Origin of the sequence: Streptomyces sp. NPDC127595 (genome assembly GCF_042671685.1) — a bacterium.
Taxonomy (GTDB): Bacteria; Actinomycetota; Actinomycetes; order Streptomycetales; family Streptomycetaceae; genus Streptomyces.
Genome location: NZ_JBHXWK010000001.1, coordinates 935,994 through 960,171, shown reverse-complemented (window position 1 = coordinate 960,171; position 24,178 = coordinate 935,994). Strand labels below are relative to the sequence as shown.

Below are 24,178 nucleotides of genomic sequence, written 5' to 3'. Positions count from 1 at the left end.
CGCGGCCGGAGACAGGGGCCGACCGCCGATGTGACCATGTGCGCATGCTCCCGGGAGAAGATCGTGCCGCCCGGCGGGTGCTGCTGGTGTGCATGGCGGCAGGGGTGACGACTCTGCTCGACCAGTCGGTCCTCAACATCGCGGTGCCGGCGCTGCGTCAGTCGCTGGAGGCCGGTCCCACCGATGTGCAGTGGATCGTCGCCGGGTACTCGCTCACCTTCGGTCTGATGCTGGTTCCCGGCGGCAGCCTGGGTGACGTACGCGGTCGCAAAGGCCTGTTCCTCGTGGGCCTCTCGACCTTCGTGCTGTGCGGCGTGGTGGCCGCCACCGGCGGCCGGCCGGACATGGTGATCGCCGCGCGCCTGGTGCAGGGCGCCGGGGCCGGTCTGGTCAATTCCCAGGTGATCGGCACCCTTCAGGACGTCTTCAGCGGTCTGGACCGGGCCCGCGCGCTGGGACTGTACGCGGTCACCGGCGGGGTCGCCGCCGCGCTCGGACCGGCTCTCGGCGGCGCCCTGGTCGCGGCTTTCGGCCCGGACCTGGGATGGCGGCTGTGCCTGCTCCTCAACACGCCCTGCGGGCTGCTCACCCTCTGGCTCGCGTTCCGCTGGCTTCCGGCGGCGCGCCGGACCGGCAGGCGGAGTCAGCTCGACTGGTGGGGGCTGATGTGGGCGGGTGCGCTGACCCTGGCGCTGATGCTGCCGTTCATCAGTACCCCGGGCAGCAGCCGGGGGGCCGCACTGTGGGCCGGCGCCGCATTCGTCCTGGCGGGCTGTTTCGCCCTGGGGCAGCGACTGCGGGTGCGGGCCGGGCGGGCGCCGCTGGTGCATCCGGCGCTCGCGCGTTCGCTCCCGTACACCCTCGGGACGGGTATCGCGATGGCGAGCTTCGGGTCCTCGTTGGCCGCGACGCTTGTCCTCACCATGTTCCTGCAGAGCGGACTCGGGCTTTCCGCGCTGACCGCCGCGGCGGTCACGCTCCCGTCCGCCGTCGCCATGGGAGTCACCTCGGCCGTGGCCTGGCGGTTGGTGCGCCGCCTTGGACCGCACACCGTCACGGTCGGCCTCGCCCTGGGGATCCTCGGGCTGCTCACCGGAGCGGCAGCCGCCGTCACCGCCCCGCGCACCGCACTCCCTCTGGTGCTCGCCGCCGTTCAACTGCTCTCCGGTGCCGCCGCCGGCCTCACCATCGCCCCGAACCAGGCCCAGGTCCTCCAGTACGCCCCGGCCGAGGCCGCCGGAGTGGCCGGCGGCATTCTGCAGATGGCCCAGCGCATCGCCGCGGCCGTCGCCCTCAGCGCCGTCTCCGGAAGCTACCTGCGCGGCTCGTCAGGAGCAACGGGCCTGCCCCGTACGGCTTTCGCGCACGCGACGCTCCTCTGTGCGGGTCTGCTCACCGTGGCCGTCGCCCTGTCGCTGCTGCGCCCCCGCCTCACGGGCCGACGGGGCCCGCCTGCCTTCCCGGCTTCCGCACACCGTCAGCCCGCACCCGTTCACGAGGAACCGACATGACCCTGCCGCCCACCGCCACCGTCCGCTGGGTGACCGAGGACTGGGACGCGCCGTCCCCGGCCCTGCTCCGCGAGCAGATGTCCGCCGAACTGGCCCCGCGCTACGCACCGGTCGCCCACCGACGTGTCCGGCCGCCCCAGCCGACGGCCGAGGAGATCGTCGTCACCTGGGTCGCGTACGCGGACGAGGTGCCCGTGGCCACCGCCTCGCTGCGCAGGCTGCCGGACCGTCACGAGGTGAAGCGGGTGTTCGTCCATCCCGATCATCGCGGCCGGGGGCTCGCCAAGGAGGCGCTCTCGGCGGTGGAGTCCTCGGCGCTCGGGCTCGGCATCGAGCGCCTGTGGCTGCAGACGGGCGAGTTCCAGCCGGAGGCCCAGGCGCTCTACGTACGGGAGGGCTGGCAGCAGGTGCCGCCGTACGCCCCCTACGACGGCAACCCGTTCTGCTTCTGCTATACCAAGGCGCTCCGGGCGCTGCCTCGTTGACGGCCGCTAACCACGCCAGGACGGTCGGGGCAGGCCCAGGTGCTCGCGCAGGGTCGTGCCCGTGTACTGGGTACGGAACAGGCCGCGCCGACGCAGCTCCGGGACCACCAGGTCGGCGAAGTCCGACAGGGTGCCCGGCAGATACGGGAAGGTCACGTTGAAGCCGTCGGCGGCGCGGCCCTGGAACCACTCCTCGATGTGGTCGGCGATCTGTTCCGGGGTGCCGGTGATGGTGCGGTCGTCGGCGGCGAGGCGCTGGACGAGGTCGCCGATGGTGAGGTTGTCGCGGCGCGCGTGCTCGTAGATCTGCTGTTGCGCGGTGTGCGACTGGTTGGAGACCGGGAGTTCGGGGAGTGGGCCGTCCAGCGGGTAGGGGCTGAGGTCGAAGCCGCCGAGCCAGTACGAGAGGTCGGCCAATGCGACCTGTGGGGGCAGGAGTTCGGTGAGGCGGGCCAGTTTGTCGCGGGCCTCGGACTCGGTCGGTGCCGTGACGACGGACAGCGCGGGGAGGACCTTGAGGTGGTCCGGGTCGCGGCCGTGCGCGGCGGCACGTTCCTTGATGTCGGCGTAGAACTCCTGCGCCTGGGTCAGGTCTCTAATGCCGGAGAAGATCACCTCGGCGATGCGGGAGGCGAGGTTCCTGCCCGCTTCGGAGGCGCCGGCCTGCACGATGACCGGGCGGCCCTGGGGCGGGCGGGCGATGTTGAGGGGCCCGGCGACCTTCAGGTGCTTGCCCTCGTGGTGGAGCGCGTGCAGCTTGGCCGGGTCGAAGTAGACGCCGGTCGCCTGGTCGTGGCGGAAGGCGTCGTCCTCGAAGGAGTCCCACAGGCCCGCCACCACGTCGTAGAACTCCTCGGCGCGGTCGTAGCGGGTGGCGTGGTCGAGGTGGGCGTCGAGCCCGAAGTTCTGCGCCTCGCCGTCGTTGAGGGAGGTGACCACGTTCCAGCCGGCCCGTCCGCCGGAGATGTGGTCGATCGAGGCGAAGGAACGGGCCACGTGATAGGGCTCGTTGTAGCTGGTGGAGGCGGTCGCGATCAGGCCGATCCGGGAGGTTCCGGCGGCGAGCGCGGCGAGCAGGGTGGTCGGTTCGAAGGAGTCGTTGACGACGCTGACCCTGCTGAGGACGTCCTCGCTCGCGAACGGCACGCCCACGAGGTCGGCGAGGAACACCGCGTCGAACGTGGCGCGTTCGGCGATCCGGGCGAAGGAGAGCACCTCCCGGATGTTCACGCCCGCGTCGGCCGCGGTCTCCGGGTGCCGCCAGGCGGCCAGGTACTCTCCCGGCGGCTTGAGGAAGGCGTTGAGGTGGAGCTGGTCGGTGCGGCGCGCGCTCATCGTCAGGCCTCCTGGAGGTGGCGCGGGGTGACGGCCGGGCGCGGCAGCCCGAGGTTCTCGCGCAGGGTGGTGCCCTCGTACTCGGTCCGGAACAGGCCGCGCCGCTGGAGCAGCGGCACGACGTGGTCCACGAAGTCCTCGGCGGGTCCTGGCAGATACGGGAAGGAGATGTTGAAGCCGTCGGCGGCACGCTGCCGGAACCAGGTCTCGATGTGGTCGGCGATCTGCTCCGGCGTACCGGCGACGGCGGAGCCCGCGGCGAACCGCCCGGCGAGCTGACGTATCGTCAACTTCTCGTCGTGTGCGAGCCTCAGCAGCAGATCGCGGCGGGACTTGCTGCGGTTCGTGTCGGGGATGTCCGGCAGCGGACCGTCCAACGGATGGCCGGTCAGGTCGAGATCGCCGATGTTGTCCTGTACGAGCCTGCGTGCCACGTCCTCGTGGATCAGGTCCTGGAGTTCGGCGAGCCGTCGCTTCGCCTCCGCCTCGGTGGGCGCGACGAGCGGGCTGAGGCCCGGCCAGACCAGGACATGGGCCGGGTCCCGGCCGTGAGCCGCGGCGCGCGCCTTGACGTCGGCGTAGAACTCCTGGGCGGCGCCGAGCTCGTGCTGCGTGGTGAACAGCACCTCGCCGTGCCGGGCCGCGAACTCCCGTCCCGTCTCGGAGGATCCGGCCTGGAAGACCACCGGATGTCCCTGCGGCGGGCGGGAGATGTTGAGGGGCCCGCGCACGGTGAAGTGCTCGCCCCGGTGGTGCGGAGCCCGCAGCCCCGTGGGGTCGTAGTAGCGGCCCGTCGCCTTGTCCCGTACGACCGTTTCCTCGTCGAAGCTGTCCCAGAGCGCCTTCACGACCTGCACGAACTCATCGGCCCGTCGATAGCGCAGCTCGTGTTCGAGGTGGCTGTCGTGGCCGAAGTTCGCGGCCTCCAGCGGTACGACGGAGGTGACGACGTTCCAGCCCGCGCGGCCCGCCGAGATGTGGTCGAGGGAGGCGAACTTGCGGGCGATGTGGAAGGGGTGGTTGTAGGTCGTGGTCGCCGTCGCGGCCAGGCCGAGGTGGTCGGTCACCAGGGACAGCGCGGCCAGCAGCGTCAGGGGTTCGAAGTGCTCGGCGCGTCCGGTGCGGGACAGCGAGTCGAGCTGGTGTCCCCAGATGGCGACGACGTCGGCGACGAACAGGGCGTCGAAACGGCCGCGTTCGAGGGTGCGGGCCAGGTCGGCGTGGAAGGCGAAGTCGAGCTGTCCGTCGGGGCGCGCGTCGGGGTGGCGCCAGCCGGCGATGTGGCCGCCGGAGCCGTGGACGAGGGCTCCCAGGGTGAGTCGGCGTTCGGTCGATGTGGTCATGCGTGCCTCCCGGTCATGCGGGCAGCCGGGGTACGGCGGCCAACAAGCGGCGTGTGTACGGGTGTTGGGGATCGGCCAGCACCTCTGCGGCCGGGCCCTGTTCGACGGCCCGGCCGTCCTTCATCACCAGCACGTCGGTACACAGATGCCGTACGACGCCGATGTCGTGCGAGACGAGCAGCAGCGTCAGTCCGTACGCGGCGGCCAGTTCGTTCAGGAGGGCGAGGATCTGGGCCCGCACGGACACGTCGAGGGCGCTCAGCGGTTCGTCGCCGACGAGGACCTTCGGCCCCGGGGCGAGCGCCCGCGCGATGGCGATGCGCTGCCGCTGGCCGCCGGAGAACTCGTGCGGATGGCGGCCGCGCACGGACGGCTCCAGGCCGACGGCGCGCAGGAGTTCGTCCACCCGGTCGTCGTGGTCGCCCGGCAACCGCAGGCACTCCAGCGGTTCGGCGACGATGTCGCGCACGGTGGCGCGGGGGTCGAGGGAGCCCATCGGGTCCTGGAGCACGACCTGCACCTCACGGCGGAACCAGGTGAGCCGGCGCGGCGGGCCCGGCCGTACCTCGCGGCCCCGGTAGTGCACCGTTCCGGAGTCCGGCCGGTCGAGGGCGAGCAGCAGCCGGGCCAGCGTCGACTTCCCGGACCCGGACTCGCCCACGACGCCGAGGCCTGCGCCTTCCCTCAGCCGGAGGGAGACGTCCTGTACGGCCTGGCGGTGGGCGGCCGGGCCGAGCAACGACGTGCGTGGGAGGCGGAAGCTGCGATGCAGGCCGGTCGCTTCGAGCAGGGGTTGGCCGGTCATGGCGCGACCTCCGTGGTGTCCCATCCGGTGGCCCGGGCGGCTTCGAGGAGCCGCTGCGTGTAGGGGTGTTGAGGGGCGCGTACGAGGGTGTCGGCGTCGCCCTCCTCGACGATCCGGCCGTCCTTGAGGACCGCGACGCGGCGGCACACCTGGCTGACCACGGCGAGGTCATGGCTGATGAACAGCAGTGCGGTGTCGTGCTGTTGGACGAGTTCGTCGAGCAGGCGGAGCATGTCGGCCTGGACGGTGACGTCCAGGGCGGTGGTGGGTTCGTCGGCGATGAGCAGGGCCGGGCGGGTGGCGAGTGCCATGGCCAGTCCGACGCGCTGACGCTGGCCGCCGGAGAGCTGGTGCGGCCAGGAGCGGACGAGGCGTTCCGGGTCGGGCAGGCCTACCTGTTCCGCGAGTTCGACGGCGGCGGCAGTGGCCGATCGCCGGTTCAGACCGCGGTGCAGCCGCAGGGGCTCCGTGAGCTGCTTTCCTATCCGCATCAGCGGGTTGAGTGCGCTCATGGGCTCCTGGAAGACCATGGCCAGGCGCTCGCCACGCAGCCTGGACAGCTCCCGGTCGCCGAGGCCGAGGAGCTCCTCGCCGCCGAGCCGGATGCTGCCGGTGGCCTCGGCGCCGTCCGGGAGGAGTCCCATGACGGCGAGGGCGGTGAGGGACTTCCCGGACCCCGACTCGCCGATCAGCGCAAGCCGTTCACCCGGAGGCAGTTCGAGGCTGACCTCCTCGACCGCTGTCGTACCGCCGATCCGTACCGTCAGGTCCTCGATCCGGAGCAGGCTCATACCGGGCCCCCCTGACCCCGCAGGCGCGGATCGGTGGCCTCCCGCAGGCCGTCGCCAAGGAGGTTGAAGCCGAGGACGGAGCAGACGACGGCGATACCCGGCCAGATGACGAGGAGCGGTCGCGCGGTGATGTACTCCTGCTGCTCGTTGAGCATGCGTCCCCAGGAGACGGCGGGTGGTGGTGTGCCGAACCCCAGGTAGGACAGGGCGGCTTCGGCGAGGACCGCCACGGAGAGCACCAGCGAGAGCTGCACGATCAGGGTGGGCGCGATGTTCGGCAGCAGGTGCTTGCGGACGGTGCGCCAGGTGCCGGAGCCCGCTGCGTGGGCGGCCAGTACGTAGTCGGTGCCCAGGACCCGGGCCGTCTCGGCGCGGGCGACCCGGGCGATGTTGACGCCCGCCCCGATGCCGATCGCGGTGACCGAGGTCCAGGTGGAACCACCGTACGCAGCCGTGAGGATCATCGCGATGAGGAGGACCGGGAACGCGATCAGCACGTCGGTCAGCTGGACGACGGGGGCGCCGATCCAGCGCGGGGCGAGGGCCGCCGACAGAGCAAGGGTCAGGCCGATCACCGCCGCGATGGCCGTCGCGAGCACGGCGGTCCACAGGGTGCCGCGGGCGCCGGTGAGGAGCTGGCTCAGCTCGTCCCGGCCGAGCCTGTCGGTGCCGAGCAGGTGTCCGCCGGAGAAGGGCAGCAGCCAGCTGTCCTGGGGACGGGCGAGGGTCGGGTCGTACGGAGTCCAGACGAGCGAGACCAGCGCGGACAGCAGGAGCAGGCCGACGAGGATCAGGCCGGCCAGACCGCTGCGGGTGCGGACCAGCGCCCGCAGGACAACCGGGGACCGGGGAACCCTTCGTACACTCGGCGCGCTCACACCGCACCCCGCAGCCGCGGGTCGATCAGCCGGTGGACGAGGTCGATGAGGAACCCGATGACCAGCACCGCGCCGGTGAGGAGCAGGATCTCGCCCTGCACCTTGTCCAGGTCCCGGTTGCCGACGTCGGTGATCAGCATCTGCCCGACGCCGGGAAGCACGAAGACCTGCTCGACCACGACCGCTCCCGCCACCAGGGCGGCGATCTGCAGGCCGAGCACCGAAACCACCGGGACCGCCGCGTTGCGCAGACCGTGCCGCAGCAGTGCGCCGGTGCGGGTACGGCCCTTGGCGCGAGCGGTGCGCAGCCAGTCCTGGTGCAGTACGTCGAGTACGGCGGACCGTACGAACCTGAGCAGCACGGCGCCCTCGGACAGGGCGAGCGTGAGCCAGGGCAGCACGAGGCTGCGTACCGCCTGACCGGGCTCGGCCCAGCCGTCCACCGGGAAACCCTGCGCGGGCAGCCACCGGGTCTGCACCGCGAACAGCACGACCAGCAGCAGCCCCACCCACAGGGTCGGCAGCGCGATGCCGAGCTGCCCCACGGCGTTGACCACGCCGCCGAGCCGCGAGTTGTGGCGGACGGCGGCGAGGATGCCCAGGGGTACGGCGAAGGCGAGCGCGAGCAGCACGGCGCCCGCGGCCAGCGGCCCGGTCACGGCGAGTTTCTCGGCGAGCTGTCCCGAGACCGAGGTGCCGTCGAGGACGGACCGGCCGAAGTCACCGGTCAGCACTCCGCCGATCCAGCTCCCGTACTGGTCGACGAGCGAACGGTCCAGACCCAGGTCGTGGCGTACGGCCGCGACCTGGTCCGGGGTGGCCTTGATGCCGCCGATGGTCTGGGCGACATCGCCGGGCAGCAGCCGCAGCACCAGGAATATCAGCACGCTGGCGGCGAGCAGGGAGACCGCCAACAGCCCTGCCCGGCGCAGCAGATAGAGCGTCATGCCGGCCTCACTGCTTCGCCACGGCGAGGTCCGCGAGGGGGTAGCGGCTGCTGGTGAAGTTGCGCGGCACGCCGGTGACTCCACTGCGTACGACGGTGAGGGTCTGGTTCACGAACAGCCAGTCGGCGGCGGCGTCCTCGGAGATCTGCCGGGCCGCCTTCTTCAGCAGCGCGTCGCGCTCGGAGTCGGACGGGGCGGTCTGCGCGTCGGCGTACCACTTCTGGACGTCCGCGTTGTCGTAGCCGAAGTAGTAGTCGGGGTTGGTGAAGTTGTTCAGGTCGCGGGCCTCGGCGTGGTCGACGAGGCTGAGCTGGTAGTCGTGCTTGGTGTACACGGCGTCGAGCCAGGTCTGGAACTCCACCTGCCGGACGGTCAGTTCGATGCCGACCTGCTTGAGCTGCGAGGCGAGGTAGTCGCCGATCTCCGTCCGGTAGATGTTGGGAATCTGGACCGTGAGCTTGAGCCCGTCGCCGTAACCGGCCTCCTGGAGAAGCTTCTTGGCGCTCGCCGGGTCGTAGGCGTCGATCGAGGTGAGGTCCTCGTAGCCGGGGTCGGTGGCCGGTATGGGGCCGCCGACCGGCTTGGCGGCGCCGCCGAGGGCCTTGATGAGGCCGGGGTTGTCGATGGCCCGGCGAATGGCCTGCCGGACGCGTATGTCCTTGGTGGGCCCGGTGCTGTTGTTGAACGCGAGGGTGAACTTGTCGGTGGTGTCGCCGCGCAGCACCGTGTACTTGGACTTGTCGGAGAAGGGCTGGAGAAGGTCGGACTGAGCAGCGGCCTCGATATCGGTCTGGCCGGTCTGCTGGGCGTTGTTGGCGGCGTTGTCGTCCTTGATGTAGTGGAAGACGACCTTGGCGACCTTGGCCTTGGTGCCCCAGTAGTCGTCGTTGCGGACGAAGGTGATGGAGGAACCGCGTTTCCAGGTCTGCAGCTTGAAGGGGCCGGTGCCGTTCTCCTTGCCGGCGAGCGTCGAGAAGTCAGTGCCCTCCTTGAAGACGATTCCGGCCCGTCCCGTCAGGGCCCAGGTGAAACCACTGTCACGGTGGCTGAGCTTGATGACGACGGTGTGGTCGTCCGAGGCGGTGACGGTCTGCACGGAGGCGAGCGCCGCCGCGTCCGGGTTGGTCGAACCGTCCGCGGTGACCTGCTTCAGCGACCAGACGGCGTCGGCCGCGGTGACCTTGCCGCCGTCGTGGAAGGTGGCGTTCTCGGCGAGATGGAAGGTGTAGGTGAGCCCGTCGGACGACTCGTCGAAGGAGGTGGCCAGGCTCGGCTCAACCTTGTTGTTCTCGTCGCGGGTGAGCAGGCCCTGGTAGATGTTGTCGAGCAGGATCTGGTCGAGCGCGGCGCCCGCCGTCGAGGAGATGTCGAGGCTGGTGGGTTCCAGGGTGAGCCGTACGTCGACGGTGGCGGCCCTGTCGATGTTCGCGGGCTCGGCGGCCTGCTTGGTCTCTCCGGCGTTCGCGGAGTCGTCGGTCGCGCCGGTACCACAGGCGGTCGCCGTCAGGCCGGCGAGTACTGCGGTGGCGGCGAGCCGGAGAAGGGTTCTGCGGTGCATGGCGGATCGTGCTCCTTGGTTCTGTGCGGTGCCGGGGGAGGTTTCCGTGCGATACGGCGGGGGGTTGTCCGAGTTCATGGGGCAGCGGCTCTCAGGCCGGTTTCGAGGTCCGCGATGAGATCGGCGGCGCCTTCCAAGCCGACCGACAGCCGCACCAGACCCGGTGTGACGCCCGCCGCGATCTGCTGACGGGCGTCCAACTGCGCGTGCGTGGTGGACGCGGGATGGATGACGAGACTGCGTACGTCGCCGATGTTCGCGAGATGGCTGAACAGCCGGACCCCTTCGACGAAACGCCGGCCGGCTTCGAGACCGTCCGCGAGTTCGAAGGCGAGGACCGCTCCGGCGCCGCCGGGCAGATACCGCTTGGCCGCGGCGTGCCAGGGACTGGAGGGCAGTCCCGCGTAGTCCACCCGCGACACCTGCGGCTGCTGTTCGAGCCACTCGGCGAGCAACTGGGCGTTGGCCACGTGCCGTTCGATGCGCAGGCTGAGTGTCTCCAGCCCTTGGAGGAGCAGGAAGCTGTTGAAGGGTGAGACGGCCGGTCCCAGATCCCGGACCAGCCGGGTGCGCAGGCGCAGCGCGTACGCGAGACCGAGGTCCGAGAAGGAGTCCCAGAAGGACAGCCCGTTGTACGTCGGATCGGGGCGGGTCAGGCCCGGCCACCGCTCGGGATCCGCACCGAAGTCGAAGCGTCCGCTGTCGACGACGACCCCGCCGATACCGGTGCCGTGCCCGGACAGGAACTTGGTGGTGGAGTGCACGACGATGTCGGCGCCGTGCTCGATGGGCCGCAGCAGATACGGCGTGAGTACGGTGTTGTCGATCACCAGCGGCACACCGGCGCCGTGTGCGACGCGGGCCACCGACTCGACGTCCAGGACGTTGCCGCGCGGGTTGCCGATGCTCTCGCCGAACAAGGCCTTGGTGTCGGGGCGCACGGCGGCGTGCCAGGCCCCCGGGTCGTCCGGGTCGTCGACGAAGGTCACCGTGATACCGAAGTCGGCGAAGGTGTGTTCCAGGAGGGTGCGGGTGCCTCCGTAGAGGGAGGACGAGGCCACGATGTGGTCGCCGACACGGGCCAGGTTCAGCAGCGCGAGGGCCGTCGCGGCCTGGCCGCTGGCCACGGCGACGGCCGCCGAGCCGCCTTCGAGGGAAGCGATGCGTTCCTCGGCCACGGCGGTGGTCGGGTTGGACAACCGGGTGTACGCGTGTGTCGTGAGGTCGGAGAGTTCGAAGGCCGCGGCGGCGTGTGCGGTGTCACGGTAGACATAGCTGCTGGTCTGGTGGATGGGCACGGCACGCGCCCCGGTGGTCGGGTCCGGCACCGCGCCCGCGTGCACCTGGCGCGTCTCGAACGCCCAGCCGCTTCCCTCACCGCTCATCGGTCCCCCTCCGGCCTCGCCAGGACGTCGGACCACCAGCGTTCGGCGACCCGGGGGTGCGAGCGGAGCCAGCCGACCACGGCGTTCTCCCCGAAGGCCGCGAGGAGCGGATTGCCCGGGTCCTCGGTCACGCCGCGGGTGCGGGCCGCCAGCTCCGGCGGGAGCTGGAGGGCCTTAACGACCGCGTCCAGCCGGGGGCCCAGGAAGAAGGGGATGGAATAGCGGTCCACGCCCGGCTGTGGGCTGATCACCCGGTGCTGGGTGGCCTTCAGATAGCCCTGGGTTGCGATCTCCAGCATCTCGCCGATGTTGAAGACGAAGGCGTCAGACACGGGTACGGCGTCGATCCAGCCGCCGTCCGCATCCTGCACCTGGAGTCCGCCGACCTCGTCCTGCTGCAACAGGGCGAGATAGCCGTAGTCCTTGTGCGCACCCACCCCCTGGTCGACGTCCTGGGCGGGGCGCGGCGGATAGTGCACGATCTTGACGTGCACGGCCGCCTCGTCGTCGAACCACTGGTCGAAGTAGTCCTCGTCCTGACCGAGGGCGGCCGCCAGGGCGCGCAGCACCTCCCGGCTCACCCGCAGCGCCTCGGCCTGCCAGCGCAGCACGATGTCACGCAACTCCGGCAGGGCGGAGGGCCATTGGTTGGGTCCGATCAGCCGGAGGTAGTCGGGGTCGCCCGGGCGGGTGTCGACGGTCTGGCGCTCCGGACCGATGTCGATCTGCTCGCGCCAGTCGGCACTGCCCGCCGTGTACTCGGTTCCGGTGCGCGTATAGCCCCTGAACTGGGGTGAGTTGAGGTTCTCGATCTCCAGCCGCCGGTCTTCCGGGAGGGCGAAGAAGGCGCGGGCGGCGCGCAGTGCCTCCTCGCGCACGGACCGGGAAACCCCGTGCCCGGTGACGTAGAAGAAGCCCACCTCGTGGGCGGCTGCCCGGAGTTCGGCGAGGAAGGCGGCCCGGTCGGTGTCGGGGGCGCGGAATCGGGAGATGTCGATGACAGGCAGGGTGGTGGGCTGTGCCATGGGAATCCTTCGCGGCGGCAGTGAACCCGGCATGCGGCGTTGAGTGGCAACGGGCGTGTACGGGATCAGCCAGTCGGAGGCAGAGGGGTGCGCCGGGAGCGGTCGGACAGTCGGGGGTCGGGGGCCGTTACACGGCGGTCAGCGACAGATCTCGTCGAACTGGTCGGCGCGGCGGCTCACCCAGAACGGGTCGAGCAGCACCGTGTGTGCCTGGCCAGTGGACTCCATGGCCGGATCAAAGCACACGACCAAAGGTGCGTCCACCATGTGTCCCGACGGGTGAGACGGGTGAGACGGCGGGGGGAGCGGGGTCGGGGCGACCGTCGTCCTGAAGGGCCCAGCGCCCGGCGCCCCGCGCCCGCGCCTCGCGTGCCCCATGTCCGCCGCCCCCGCCCTATGCGCTGCGCCTCGCAGCCCACACCTCACGCCCCGCCCCACCACACACCTCACGCCCCCGCCGCCCCGCCGCCCCGCGCCCCGCGCCCCGCGCCCCGCGCCCCGCGCCCCGCGCCCCTGCCATGGTGGTGCGTGCCCCGGCCACGCTGGTCCGCGCCCGGGCCACGCGGGTCCTCGCCTCAGCCACGCGGGTCCTCGCCTCAGCCACGGGGGCCCGTCCCCCAGCCACGCCGATCCGTACCCCAGCCAGGTTGTCCCGGCCCACGAACACCTTGTCCCGTCCCCCGGACATGGTGGTGCGTGCCAGGCATCTGTGGTTACCTGGCTGCATGACCGTGCTCGTGACTCGCCGCCACGTTGACTACGTGCGTGTCACCACCACGAGTTGTCCGTTCTCCGTGAGCTGACCTCGCGCTCCGGCACCTGATCACCCCTTTCTCCGCTCTCATCCCCACCGCATCCCGTGCTGTCCGCTGCCCTGTCCGGGCGCGGCCCAGGGCCCTGCGGCGACTTCACGCACCCTCCGCACCCTCATATCGACGCACCCGCGCCCCCCCGTACAAGGGAGAACCATGAGCCAGCCGATCGACTCCGTCACCGCAGGCCACACCCCCGAGGACGAACCCGCAGGACCCGACACCTCGGCGTGGTCGTTCGAGACCAAGCAGATCCACGCCGGTGCCGCGCCGGACCCGACGACCGGGGCGCGGGCGGTGCCGATCTACCAGACGACCTCGTTCGTCTTCCGGGACACCGAGCACGCCGCGAACCTGTTCTCGCTCGCGGAGCCCGGCAACATCTACACCCGCATCCACAACCCCACGCAGGATGTCTTCGAACAGCGGATCGCGGCGCTGGAAGGCGGAGTGGCGGCGGTGGCGCTCGCCTCCGGGCAGGCCGCCGAGACCCTCGCGATCCTCACGCTGGCGAGCTCCGGCGACCACATCGTGTCCAGCACCTCCCTCTACGGAGGCACGTACAACCTGTTCCGCCACACCCTTCCGAAGTTCGGCATCGAGGTGTCCTTCGTGGACGACCCGGACGACTTCGAGGCCTGGAAGGCGGCGGTCCGGCCCAACACCAAGGCGCTGTTCGCCGAGACGCTGGGCAACCCGCGCGGCAACGTGCTCGATGTGCGCGCGGTCGCGGACGTGGCCCACGAGGCGGGTGTGCCGCTGATCGTGGACAACACCGTGCCGACCCCGTATCTGCTGCGCCCCATCGAGCACGGCGCGGACATCGTCGTCCACTCGGCGACCAAGTTCATCGGCGGGCACGGTACGACGATCGGTGGTGTCGTCGTCGACGGCGGCACCTTCGACTTCGGCGCGCACTCCGAGCGCTTCCCCGACTTCACCGAGCCGGACCCCAGCTACCACGGCCTGCAGTACTGGCCGGCGCTCGGTCCCGGTGCCTTCGCCATCAAGCTGCGGGTGCAACTGCTGCGCGACCTCGGTCCGGCCATCGCGCCGCACTCCGCGTTCCTGCTCCTCCAGGGCGTGGAGACGCTCAGCCTGCGCATCGAGCGGCACTCCGCCAACGCCCAGGCCCTGGCCGAGTGGCTGGAGCAGCGCGACGAGGTCGCCGCCGTCCACTATCCGGGACTGCAGTCCAACCGCTGGTACGAGGCGGGGCAGCGCTATCTCCCGCGCGGCGCGGGCGCGGTGCTGGCCTTCGAGCTGCGGGACGGTGTCGAGGCGGGCAAGCGATTCGTCGACGCCGTCGAGCTGTTCAGCCATCTCGCCAACATCGGTGACGTACGCAGCCTCATCATCCATCCTGCGTCCACCACCCACAGCCAGCTCGACGAGGCGCAGTTGACGGCGACCGGCACCTCGCCGGGTCTGGTGCGGCTGTCGGTCGGCATCGAGAACCTCGCCGATCTCAAGGCGGACCTGGAGGCAGGCTTCCGCGCGGCCAAGGGCGCGTCCTGAACACCGTACCGACACCCTCCGCGGTTCCCCTCCCGCCGGCCTCCGGGGCCTGGCGGGAGGGGGACCCGCCGGGACGCCGGCAGTGGCACACACCGGCGAAGCCGGTTCCGCTGGAGGCGGGAGGTGAACTGCCGGGCGTGCGGCTGGCGTTCGAGACGTGGGGCCGGCTGGCGCCGGACGGCTCCAACGCCGTGCTGGTGCTGCACGCGCTCACCGGCGACAGCCACGTCAGCGGACCCGCCGAGCCCGGTCATCCGACGCCCGGCTGGTGGAACGGGCTCATCGGGCGGGGCCTCGCGCTCGACACGGACCGCTGGTTCATCGTCGCCCCGAACGTGCTCGGCGGCTGCCAGGGCAGCACCGGACCGTCCTCACCGCGGCCCGACGGACGCCCCTGGGGCAGTGCCTTCCCCTATCTGACGCAGCGTGACCAGGTCGCGGTGGAAGCCGACTTGGCCGACGCGCTGGGCATCGACCGCTGGGCCCTGGTGATCGGCGGATCCATGGGCGGGATGCGTGCCGTGGAGTGGGCCGTGTCGTATCCGGAGCGCACGGACGCCCTTCTGCTGCTCGCCACCGCGGCCGCGGCGAGCGCGGAGCAGATCGCCTGGGCCAACATCCAGTTGCACGCCATCCGGAGCGACCCGCACTGGCGCGGCGGCGACTACCACGACGCCGGGCCCGGACTGGGGCCGCACTCGGGGCTCGGCCTGGCACGGCGTCTCGCCCACGTCACCTACCGCAGCGAGCCGGAACTGCGGGTTCGCTTCGGCCGCTCGCCGCAGGGCACCGAGGACCCCTGGAACGGAGGCCGGTACCAGGTCGAGTCCTACCTCGACCACCATGCCGCCAAGCTGGTACGCCGTTTCGACGCGGGCAGTTACGTCACGCTGGCCGAGGCGATGAACAGCCATGACGTCGGCCGGGACCGCGGCGGAGCGAGCGCCGCCCTGCGCCGGGTGACCGCCAGGACCCTGGTGGCCGGCGTCGACTCCGACCGCCTCTATCCGCCGTCCCAGCAGGCGGAGTTGGCCGCGGGCATCCCGACGGCAGATAGCCTTCGGGTGATCGAGTCCCCCTACGGTCACGACGGTTTCCTCATCGAGGTGGAGCAAGTGGCCGCGCTCGTAGGCGAGCTCGTCGGCTGAAGCCCCGCCCTGACTTACCGCTCTCCGAATGTCGGGAAAGCCGGGTTGGCCCACTCAGCGGAACGGTCCTGGCAGCGTGACGTGGGCGCCTGCGATAGTCGATCAGCAGGGCCCGGCACACGCTTCGATGTTCTCCCTATGCACAGGAGAGTTGGCAATGTCGCAGGAATCGTTGAGCCGAAGAAGCATGCTGCGTCTGGGCGGGACAGCCGTCGCGGCCGCGGGACTCGCCAGTCTCACGTCCCCCGCAACGGCACTCGGCAGTGGAACTACCGACCTCCCCGCCGGCAGTACGTTCATGGCGTGGAAGGGCGTCACGGGCGACCAGCAGGTCTGGTGGAACAGCCTGCAGAACGGCGGAAACGGCTGGAGCGCTCCGCAGCCGGTCCCCGGCGCCTCCAGCAGCGCCGGAGTGGCGCTGGCAGGGCAGGGGGGCGGGCCGCTGTTCATGACGTGGAAGGGCGTGTCGGGCGACGAGAGGATCTGGTGGAACTGGTTCGACGGCACCACGTGGTCCGGGGCGCAGCCGGTACCCGGCGCCCTGAGCAGCGTCGGCCCTGCCCTCGCCCCCTACGCCGGTGTCTTCATGGCGTGGAAGGGCAGTTCGGGAGACCAGCGGATCTGGTGGAACAGCTACTACGGCGGCTGGACCGCGCCGCAGGCGGTCCCCGGCGCCAGCTCCAGCTTCGGCCCGGCCCTGACGGTCCGCAAGATCGGCTACGGCGAGCCCTACATGGCCTGGAAGGGCGTCGAAGGCGACCAGGCGGTCTGGTGGAACAAGTACCAGGGCGGTTCCACCGGCCAGAACACCTGGACCGTCCCGCAGACGATCCCCGGCGCCGCCACCTCCGCGGGGGTCGCCCTGGCCGCGCCGCCCGGCGGGGGCGTACACCTGGCGTGGAAGGGCATCGCGGGTGACCAGCGCATCTGGTGGAGCCAGACCTACCCGTCCTCCCCCGACGTCTGGAGGACACCACAGGTCGTCCCCTACGCGACCACCGACGTCGGTCCGGCCCTCGCGGTCTACGGCAGCTCGACGTACATGACCTGGCGCGAGACCCAGAGCGAGCAGGTCCTGTGGAGCCTGTTCAACGGCTCCGGCTGGACCACGCCTCGATCGGTGTCCGGCGCGGCCACGAGTTTCCGGCCCGCCCTCGCCGCCCTCGGAAGCTGAACGCAGTCTCCGCCCGGTGTCGGCCCGTCCAGTGGACGGGCCGACACCCATTGCGGGCCTTGTCACCTGCGTCGCCACTCCTCGGCCAGCAGCTCGTAGGAGCGCACCCGGTCGGCGTGGCCGTGGGTGATGGTGGTGATGAGCAACTCGTCGGCGCCGGTGGCCTCCTGGAGCTGCTCCAGCTGGTCGGCGACCCTGGCCGGGGAGCCGACGAACTGGGTGTCGATGCGGTCCTGGACCAGTGACCGGTCCCTGTCGGTCCACGTGTGGGCGCGCGCTTCCTCCGGAGTCGGGAACGCGATGGCGCCCTCGGCCGTACGGATGCTGCGGACCCATGCGCCATAGCCGGTGGCGAGTTCGCGGGCGGTGCTGTCGTCCTCGGCGACGACGACGTCCGCGGAGACACTGACGTACGGCTTGTCGAGTACCTCGGACGGCTGGAACGCCGCCCGGTACCCGTCCGCCGCCTCCAGCACCGTCCCTGGGCTGACGTGGTAGTTCGCCGCGAACCGCAGGCCGTTGCGGCCCGCGACCTCGGCGCTCTCTCCCCCGCTGCTGCCCAGGATCCACACCTGTACGTCGGCGCCCTCGCCGGGGACGACGTGCGCCTCGACGCCGTCCGCGGATCGGTAGGTCCCCGCCAGCAGCGCGAGGATGTCGTCGATCTGCTCGCCGTAGTCCTGTGACTCGGCGTTCGGCTGCTTGAGCAGCTTGATCTGGAGGGCGACGCGGGGTGAGCCGAGCAGGTGCTCGAAGGAGAACCGCGGTGGGATCCGCAGCCCGTTCGGGGCAAGGCCGTCGACGACCGGGGTGGCCGTCGGAAGCGGCGCCGTGGGCCCGGCCGGCGGGCGACCGCCGGAGCGGCCGAGCCCCAGGTCGAGGCGCCCGGGGTGCAGCGCGTCGATCAGGCCGAACTCCTCGACGGTGGACAGCGCGGTGCGGTGACCGAGCTGTACGGCGCCGGAGCCGAGCCTGATCGTCGAGGTCGCGGAGGCGGTCAGGGCGAGGACGACCGCAGGCGAGGTGCCGGCCACACCCGGGTTCAGGTGATGCTCGGCGAACCAGTAGCGGGCGTACCCGAACTGCTCCGCCCGCCGGGCCAGGTCGATGGAGTTGCGCAGCGCCTCGGCCGCGGTGGAGCCGGACGAGACCGGGACGAGGTCGAGGACGCCGAGGGGGATGTCGGACATGAGAACAGTGCTCCTCAGCGGTCGGCGGGCGCGGACACGCGCTCTGATACGGACTCGGGTGCTGACGCGGGCTCAGTTGCACTCGTGCCCGCCGACGGTTCCGCGAACACCGGGCCCCACGCGAACGGCGGATCGGGGATCTCCCGTCGCAACACGGGCGCGATGTCGGACTGGAAGAGTTCGAGGGAGGCGCGGTGGCGGTCTCCGGTCAGCCCGCTCGCGTCGGCGTGCAGGTGCAGCACGGTGTGCCCGAACTGCTCGTGGTAGCGGTGCACTTTCTCGATCACCTGCTGGGGGCTGCCGATCAGCGCCGAGCTGCGCTCCACGAAGTCCTCCAGAGTCGGGAACACCGGTTCCAGGCCGAGTCTCTTCTGGAACGCCAACTGCCCCTCGAAGACGGGCCGGTAGGCGGCAATCGCCTCCTGCGACGTACGGGCCGCGTGGTAGCCGGCCGATCCGGCACCGACCGTGATCCGTGCCGGGTCGTGGCCGTAGTGCTCCCAGCGCTCCCGGTAGTAGCGGATCAACTCGGCATACGGCTCTATGGGGTTGGTGACGTTCGCCGAGAACAGCGGATCGCCGTAGCGGGCGGCGAGGTCCACCGACTCCTTGCTCGTCGCGCTGCCGTGCCAGACCCGGACGGGCTGCTGGAACGGCCGGGGCCACACCTCGGCCTCATGCAGCTCGGGGCGGAAGCGGGTCGCGGCGGTCACCTTGTCCTGCCGCCAGATCTGCCGGAACACCTCGTAACCCTCGGCGTTGCGCTCCCACTGGTCCTCGGGCGTGACGTGGAACAGCTCCCGCTGGGCGGTGCCGTTGCCCTTGCCGATGATCAACTCAAGCCGCCCGCCCGACAGATGATCCAGGGTCGCGTAGTCCTCGTACGCGCGCACCGGGTCGAGGAGGCTGAGCGTGGTGACCGCTGTGAACAGGCGGATGCGGGAGGTGAGGGCGGCGATGTGGCTGAGGACGACGGGCGGCGAGGAGGAGATGAACGGCCTCTCGTGCCGCTCCCCCACGCCGAAGCCGTCGAAGCCCAACTCCTCGGCCAGCAGGGCGTTGTCGATGACCTCGCGAAAGCGCGCGTTGGTCGGTTTCTGAACGCCGGTCACCGGGTCCGGCGCATGCACGATCAGGGTGATGGCGAGGAACTTCATGACGCGGCTCGTTCCGCAGACGCGTCCGCGTCGGGGTGGGCCAGGCCCAGGTGGTCGCGCAGAGTGGTGCCCTCGTACTCCGTGCGGAAGACGCCGCGCTCCTGGAGCAGCGGGACGACGGTGTCGGCGAAGCCGTCGAGGCCGCCCGGAGTGATGTGCGGGACGAGGATGAAGCCGTCGCTGGCGTCCGCCTGGACGAATTCGTTGATGGTCTCGGCGACGGTGGCCGGGGAACCGACGAACGACTGACGGTTGCCGGTCTCGATGACGAGGTCGCGGATGGACCAGTTGTTGGCGGCCGCGCGCTCACGCCATTCCCGGGCGGTAGCCAGCGGGTCACGGTACATCCGCACCTGGGCGCGGCCTCGGGCGATGGTGTGCTCGCCCGGGTCCGGATCGATGTCCGGAAGCGGGCCTTCCGGGTCGTACGCGGACAGGTCCCGGTTCCAGACGAACTCGAGGTGCTTGATGGCGGTGGCGCCGCTGACCTGCTGGCGCCGTACCTCGCGGGAGATCTCCTCCGCCTCGGCGTCCGTGTCACCGAGGACGAAGGTGGCGGCGGGCAGGATCAGCAGCTGGTCGTGGGTGCGGCCGTGCCGGGCGAGGCGGCCCTTGACGTCCGTGTAGAAGGCCTGGCCTTCCTTGAGCGTGCTGTACCGGCTGAAGATCGCGTCCGCGCCGGCGGCGGCGAACTCGCGTCCTTCGTCGGAGTCTCCGGCCTGGAAGATGACCGGGCGGCCCTGCGGGCTGCGCGGCACGTTGAACTGCCCCTCGATGTCGAAGTGCTGTCCCTTGTGCACGAAGGCTCCGGCCTGCGCGTCCCGCAGGAAGGTGCCGCTGCCCTGGTCGGCGACGATCTCGTCCCCGTGCCAGGAGTCGAACAGTTCGTTGGTGGTGGCGAGGAACTCCTTGGCCCGGGAGTACCGCTCGTCCTTCGGGAGGAAGCCGCCGCGGCGGAAGTTCTCGCCGGTGAAGGCGTCCCAGGAGGTGACGACGTTCCAGGCGGCGCGCCCGCCGGAGAGGTGGTCGAGGCTCGCGAACTGACGGGCCACCTCGTAGGGCTCGTTGAACGTGGAGTTGATGGTGCCGGTCAGACCGAGGTGTTCGGTGACGGCCGCGAGTGCGCTGAGGATGGTGAAGGTGTCTGGCCGTCCGACGACGTCCAAGTCGTAGATCTGGCCGCCCTGTTCGCGCAGCCGCAGGCCTTCGGCGAGGAACAGGAAGTCGAACTTGGCGCGTTCGGCGGTCCGCGCGAAGTGCGCGAAGGAGCTGAACTCGATGTGGCTGCCGGCCTCGGGGTCGCTCCACACGGTGGTGTTGTTGACGCCGGGGAAGTGCGCCGCGAGGTGGATCTGCTTGAGCGGCTTGTCCGTTGACTTGCTCATGGGTGAGGTCCCTCCGGCTCAGACGTGGGCGGCGTAGCGGTTGGCGGGGCGGGCGAGCCCGAGCAGCCCGCGCAGGGTGTCGGCCTCGTAGGAGTGCCGGAAGGCGTCGCGGCGCTGGAGCTCGGGGACCAGGCCCCGCGTGATCGCCGGGAGGTCGTGCCCGGCAACGGCCGGCCTCAGCCGGAAGCCGGCGAGCCCGGACTCCTGCAACTCCTGGAGCAGGTCGGCCAGTTGTACGGGAGTGCCGGTGAACACCCGGGCGTCGCTGGTGTACGGGTAACCCGCGAGGGCGTCGAGTCGCTCCCGCCGGTCCTCCGCGGCGGCGGGGTCGTTGTCCAGGAACACCACCAGGTCGCCGAAGAGGTGCAGCGGCTCCTCGGCGCGTCCGGCCGCCTCCTGTTCGGTGCGGACCGCGGCGACGATGGCACGCGCCTCCTCGACATCGTGCGGAGTGACGTATCCGATGTCGGTGCTGCGAGCGAGCAGCCGGAACGGCGCGCCCGTCGTGGACTCGTGGGCCAGGGCGCTGACCAGGGGCTGGCCCTGCGGCGGACGGGGTGTGATGGAGGGGCCCTTGACGCTGAAGTGCTTGCCCTCGAAGTCGATGTAGTGCAGTTTGTCGCGGTCGACGAAGCGGCCGGTGGTGACGTCCCGGATCTCCGCGTCGTCCTCCCAGCTGTCCCACAGCCGGCGCACCGCTTCGACGTACTCGGCGGTCTCGTCGAAGAGATCGACGATCAACTTCTGCAGGGCCGGTGTCTCCAGGTCTTCGATACGGAGCTTCGGGAACGTCCGGCGTCCGAAGTGAGCGGCCTCGTTCTGCCGTGCGGAGGCCTGCACGCGCAAGCCCGCGCGGCCGGTGCTCACATAGTCGAGGGTGGCGATGGCCTTGGATATGTGGAAGGGCTCCGTGTGTGTGGTCACCACGCTCGGCACCAGCCCTATGTGGCTGGTCAGCGGCGCGACACGGGCCGCGATGAGGACGGCGTCGAGTCGGCCGCGTACCTGGTCGGTGCGTGCGTCCGGTTCGCTGAGGCGCGCGGACTGCGGGCCGAGGCTGTCCTCGATGGTCACGAAGTCGAGCAGGCCGCGCTCGGCCTCGGTGATCAGGTCGGTCCAGTACGAGGCGGTGAACAGATCATGGGGGCGGGCCACCGGATCGCGCCAGGCGGCCGGGTGCCAGCCCGCGCCGTCGAGGGCGACGGCCAGGTGCAGTGCGGCGGGAGAGGAAGAGGATGAGGGCAACGACGTTGACGAGGACACGAAAGTGGTGCCTTCCTGATCGACCGTGTGAGATCGCCGGGCCTCCACTGGGAGGGTGCGGCGGCGGGGTGACAGGTCAGGGACGACAGAGCGCGCCGGCCACGCGCTGAAGGTCGATGTGCGGCCGGGAGTAGAGGTGCACGCGACGGCGCGGGGCGAGAACCAGGACACGGAGACGGGGCACGGGCTGCATGTCCGTCACCTCCGCCCTTCCGGCTCGGCGGTCTGGAGGCCGCCGGCATCGCGCTTGCGGAACCCGGGACGGGAACCGCCTGGTCGTCACCTGGAGCACCCCGCCGCGGAGGAGGGTTGCCGGTCAGCAAGCCAGGGCTTGACGCTGACGCTCATAACCTGCTGGGGACGTTACGGGAGGCCACAGCGCTGCGCAATGCCCGGGGATCATGGTCGTGCTCACACCGCCGTGCGTCCTCAGCAGGGACAACCACGCGGCTACTCCGTCTGTTCCGACCCGGCGCCCGGAGTTCGGACAAGCAGGAAGTTCCTCCGGCGGCGCAAGGTGAAGCCGATCGACTCGTAGAGCCGGATAGCGCCGGTGTTGGTGGCGGAGGCGTGCAGGAAGGGGATGTCCCCACGTTCCCTGATGCCTGCCGCGACCGCGCGTACAAGCCGGGTGGCCAGCCCCTGACCCCGGTGTTCCGGGTGGGTGCAGACCGCGCTGATCTCCGTCCAGCCCGGCGGACGCAGCCGTTCGCCGGCCATGGCGATGAGGCGTCCACAGTGGCGAACCCCGAGGTAGGTGCCGAGTTCGACCGTGCGCGGCAGGAAAGGGCCCGGCTCCGTCAAGGCGATCAGTTCCAGGATCTCCGGTACGTCGTCGAGGCCGAGCAGCACGGCTTCGGGAGCGGATTCGGTGCGCAGCGCGGTGTCCACCAGTTGCACGCCCTCGCCCCGCCGCACGATGTCCCAGCCGTCGGGAACGGCCTCGACCCCCGACACCGGGACTTCGGTTCCTGGTCCGACCAGTGCGGCCAGGTCGGACCAGGCGCGGGGATCGGCCGGGTCGGCCAGGCCGGTGAACGGGGAGACGTCTCTGGGGTAGCGGGCGGCGCGGCCCAGGCGCTCGGCGAACGAAGCATGCGGACCGGTCAGCGCGGCCCAGGAAGCGTTGTCCAGGATGTGGGATGCCGTCGGGCTCTGCGACGATGTCGGACGGACACTGGTGACCATGACGGTGTTGGATCTCCGTAACGGGAACGGGGTCATCTTCGGGGGTGAAACCCTGGCCGCGGCAGGCGTTCCGCCGCCGACAACGACGTGACGAGTCGAGTCGAGTCGAGTCGAGTCGAGTCGTGGCGACCGTCGTTGTTGTCGGCGGCGTTGTCGCGGCGGCGGAATCCTGCGTCGGCCAGGAGATTTGACGGATCGTCAGGAGTTGTCGAGCGGCAGACCGGGCGGGTTGACCTGCGAGGTGCTCACGGCCTCGTTGGAGAGGTTCCAGGCGGCGAGCCACTTGGCGTACTGACCGTTCTTGATCAGGTAGTTGATCGCGTCGGAGATCGGCTGGGCCAGCCCGCTGCCCTTCTTCGCCGTCGCCGCGATCAGCCCCTGGAGCGTCTCACCCGCGCCGGAGAACTTGCCCGCATTACGCGTCGGGTTGGTGGTCTTCGCGACCTGGGTGATGTGGTAGGCGATGCCCGGGTTGGGCCCGAAGTAGGCGTCGATCTTCCCGCTGGACAGCGCCAGATACGTGCCGTTGCCGTCCGGGTAGTACTTGACGTCGAGCGTCTTGCCCTCCTTCTCCAGTTTCGCCTTCCACTCCAGCAGGATCTTCTCCTGATTGGTTCCCGCGCCCACCGCGATGGTCTTGCCTGCCAGGTTCTCGTAGTTGTCGTCGAAGTTCCACGTGCTGCTCTTCAGCACCTCGAAGGAGAGGTTGTCCTGGCGGTAGGAGGCGAACTCGTACTTCGCCTTGCGCTCCTCGGTGTCGGTGACATTGGAGAAGGCGACGTTGACCTTGCCGCTGTCGATGCCGACGAACAGGTTCTCCCAGGTCGAGTTCTTCACCTCGGGCTGCAGTCCGAGGACCGCGGCGACCAGCTTGCCGAGGTCGGGCTCGGCGCCGGTGAGGGTCTTCTGGTCATCGCCCACATACGCCAGCGGCGGGCCCCCGGCGGGCAGTGCGCCGACTCCGATGACCAGTTTGCCGCTCTCGGAGACCGACTTGGGCAGTTCGGCGCTGATGGACGGGACCTCGGACACCTTGAGGTCGGTCTGCTTCGCGGCACCGTTGGACAGTGCGCCCACGGTGACCGTCCCGGTCTCTGCGTCGGTCTTGGTGGCCGCGTCGCTGTCACCCCCGCACGCCGCGAGCCCGGTGGCGAGAGTGACGACGGCGGTGCCCGCGGTGAGACCGCGAAGGAGCCTGCTTCGGAAACGGAGGGTACGCATGGCTTTTCCTTGTTCGGTGAGCGGATGTGGTGAGGTGCGGTGTGTGTGGGGGGCGAACC

Annotated in this window: 21 protein-coding genes and 1 riboswitch; of the genes, 5 read left to right on the top strand and 16 right to left on the bottom strand. The window is 70.6% G+C overall.

The window, feature by feature from the left end; all coding sequences use genetic code 11:
• The first annotated feature begins 44 nt into the window (after positions 1–44).
• On the top strand, positions 45–1,511 hold the full coding sequence (locus ACFVKT_RS04070; protein ID WP_385727264.1) for an MFS transporter: 1,467 nt from the start codon (positions 45–47) through the stop codon (positions 1,509–1,511).
• A complete protein-coding gene (locus tag ACFVKT_RS04065) occupies positions 1,508–1,996 on the top strand; it encodes a GNAT family N-acetyltransferase (RefSeq protein WP_385727262.1) in 489 nt (162 codons plus the stop codon). The genes ACFVKT_RS04070 and ACFVKT_RS04065 overlap by 4 nt, the downstream gene beginning before the upstream one ends.
• Before the next feature lie 6 nt (positions 1,997–2,002).
• Here the strand turns inward: ACFVKT_RS04065 and ACFVKT_RS04060 are convergent, their stop codons facing one another.
• The 9 genes from ACFVKT_RS04060 to ACFVKT_RS04020 form a co-directional block, all read right to left on the bottom strand.
• On the bottom strand, positions 2,003–3,331 hold the full coding sequence (locus tag ACFVKT_RS04060; protein WP_385727260.1) for an LLM class flavin-dependent oxidoreductase: 1,329 nt from the start codon (positions 3,329–3,331) through the stop codon (positions 2,003–2,005).
• A 2-nt stretch (positions 3,332–3,333) separates the two neighbouring features.
• The gene (locus ACFVKT_RS04055; protein WP_385727258.1) at positions 3,334–4,674 is read right to left on the bottom strand and encodes an LLM class flavin-dependent oxidoreductase; all 1,341 of its coding nucleotides are present in this window, start codon (positions 4,672–4,674) and stop codon (positions 3,334–3,336) included.
• Positions 4,675–4,687: 13 nt separating this feature from the next.
• Positions 4,688–5,479 carry an ABC transporter ATP-binding protein gene (locus ACFVKT_RS04050; RefSeq protein ID WP_385727256.1) on the bottom strand — a complete coding sequence of 264 codons (792 nt, stop codon included), beginning with the start codon at positions 5,477–5,479 and terminating at the stop codon, positions 4,688–4,690.
• On the bottom strand, positions 5,476–6,270 hold the full coding sequence (locus ACFVKT_RS04045) for an ATP-binding cassette domain-containing protein (protein ID WP_385727254.1): 795 nt from the start codon (positions 6,268–6,270) through the stop codon (positions 5,476–5,478). The genes ACFVKT_RS04050 and ACFVKT_RS04045 overlap by 4 nt, the downstream gene beginning before the upstream one ends.
• Entirely contained in the window at positions 6,267–7,148 is an 882-nt protein-coding gene (locus tag ACFVKT_RS04040) for an ABC transporter permease (RefSeq protein ID WP_385727252.1), read from the bottom strand. Before ACFVKT_RS04040 ends, ACFVKT_RS04045 begins: the two co-directional genes overlap by 4 nt.
• Positions 7,145–8,095 carry an ABC transporter permease gene (locus ACFVKT_RS04035; RefSeq protein WP_385727250.1) on the bottom strand — a complete coding sequence of 317 codons (951 nt, stop codon included), beginning with the start codon at positions 8,093–8,095 and terminating at the stop codon, positions 7,145–7,147. The genes ACFVKT_RS04040 and ACFVKT_RS04035 overlap by 4 nt, the downstream gene beginning before the upstream one ends.
• A gap of 7 nt (positions 8,096–8,102) precedes the next feature.
• Entirely contained in the window at positions 8,103–9,653 is a 1,551-nt protein-coding gene (locus ACFVKT_RS04030) for an ABC transporter substrate-binding protein (protein ID WP_385727248.1), read from the bottom strand.
• A 74-nt stretch (positions 9,654–9,727) separates the two neighbouring features.
• Complete coding sequence (locus ACFVKT_RS04025) at positions 9,728–11,038, bottom strand: O-acetylhomoserine aminocarboxypropyltransferase/cysteine synthase family protein (protein WP_385727246.1); 1,311 nt, start codon at positions 11,036–11,038, stop codon at positions 9,728–9,730.
• Positions 11,035–12,063 carry an isopenicillin N synthase family dioxygenase gene (locus tag ACFVKT_RS04020; protein WP_385727244.1) on the bottom strand — a complete coding sequence of 343 codons (1,029 nt, stop codon included), beginning with the start codon at positions 12,061–12,063 and terminating at the stop codon, positions 11,035–11,037. The genes ACFVKT_RS04025 and ACFVKT_RS04020 overlap by 4 nt, the downstream gene beginning before the upstream one ends.
• Positions 12,064–13,031: 968 nt before the next feature.
• Between ACFVKT_RS04020 and ACFVKT_RS04015 the strand changes: the two genes are divergently transcribed.
• The 3 genes from ACFVKT_RS04015 to ACFVKT_RS04005 all read left to right on the top strand — a co-directional run bounded on the left by ACFVKT_RS04015 (position 13,032) and on the right by ACFVKT_RS04005 (position 16,715).
• Complete coding sequence (locus ACFVKT_RS04015; protein WP_385727242.1) at positions 13,032–14,393, top strand: bifunctional o-acetylhomoserine/o-acetylserine sulfhydrylase; 1,362 nt, start codon at positions 13,032–13,034, stop codon at positions 14,391–14,393.
• A complete protein-coding gene (locus tag ACFVKT_RS04010; protein WP_385728132.1) occupies positions 14,390–15,541 on the top strand; it encodes a homoserine O-acetyltransferase in 1,152 nt (383 codons plus the stop codon). The genes ACFVKT_RS04015 and ACFVKT_RS04010 overlap by 4 nt, the downstream gene beginning before the upstream one ends.
• A gap of 157 nt (positions 15,542–15,698) precedes the next feature.
• Positions 15,699–16,715 carry a hypothetical protein gene (locus tag ACFVKT_RS04005; protein WP_385727240.1) on the top strand — a complete coding sequence of 339 codons (1,017 nt, stop codon included), beginning with the start codon at positions 15,699–15,701 and terminating at the stop codon, positions 16,713–16,715.
• A 62-nt stretch (positions 16,716–16,777) separates the two neighbouring features.
• On the opposite strand, the gene ACFVKT_RS04000 is transcribed toward ACFVKT_RS04005, so the two are convergent.
• The 7 genes from ACFVKT_RS04000 to ACFVKT_RS03970 form a co-directional block, all read right to left on the bottom strand.
• Complete coding sequence (locus ACFVKT_RS04000; RefSeq protein WP_385727238.1) at positions 16,778–17,905, bottom strand: LLM class flavin-dependent oxidoreductase; 1,128 nt, start codon at positions 17,903–17,905, stop codon at positions 16,778–16,780.
• 14 nt (positions 17,906–17,919) lie between these two features.
• Complete coding sequence (locus tag ACFVKT_RS03995; RefSeq protein WP_385727237.1) at positions 17,920–19,062, bottom strand: LLM class flavin-dependent oxidoreductase; 1,143 nt, start codon at positions 19,060–19,062, stop codon at positions 17,920–17,922.
• The gene (locus tag ACFVKT_RS03990; RefSeq protein ID WP_385727236.1) at positions 19,059–20,447 is read right to left on the bottom strand and encodes an NtaA/DmoA family FMN-dependent monooxygenase; all 1,389 of its coding nucleotides are present in this window, start codon (positions 20,445–20,447) and stop codon (positions 19,059–19,061) included. The genes ACFVKT_RS03995 and ACFVKT_RS03990 overlap by 4 nt, the downstream gene beginning before the upstream one ends.
• Positions 20,448–20,465: 18 nt before the next feature.
• Positions 20,466–21,692 (bottom strand): LLM class flavin-dependent oxidoreductase, encoded by a 1,227-nt coding sequence (locus tag ACFVKT_RS03985; RefSeq protein ID WP_385727235.1) that lies wholly within the window; start codon positions 21,690–21,692, stop codon positions 20,466–20,468.
• 94 nt (positions 21,693–21,786) lie between these two features.
• Positions 21,787–21,903 (bottom strand): putative leader peptide, encoded by a 117-nt coding sequence (locus ACFVKT_RS03980; protein ID WP_385727234.1) that lies wholly within the window; start codon positions 21,901–21,903, stop codon positions 21,787–21,789.
• A 45-nt stretch (positions 21,904–21,948) separates the two neighbouring features.
• Positions 21,949–22,062: riboswitch (SAM riboswitch) on the bottom strand.
• Between the two features lie 98 nt (positions 22,063–22,160).
• Positions 22,161–22,898 carry a GNAT family N-acetyltransferase gene (locus ACFVKT_RS03975; protein ID WP_385727233.1) on the bottom strand — a complete coding sequence of 246 codons (738 nt, stop codon included), beginning with the start codon at positions 22,896–22,898 and terminating at the stop codon, positions 22,161–22,163.
• A gap of 198 nt (positions 22,899–23,096) precedes the next feature.
• Entirely contained in the window at positions 23,097–24,119 is a 1,023-nt protein-coding gene (locus ACFVKT_RS03970; protein ID WP_385727232.1) for a transporter substrate-binding domain-containing protein, read from the bottom strand.
• Between the last annotated feature and the right edge of the window lie 59 nt (positions 24,120–24,178).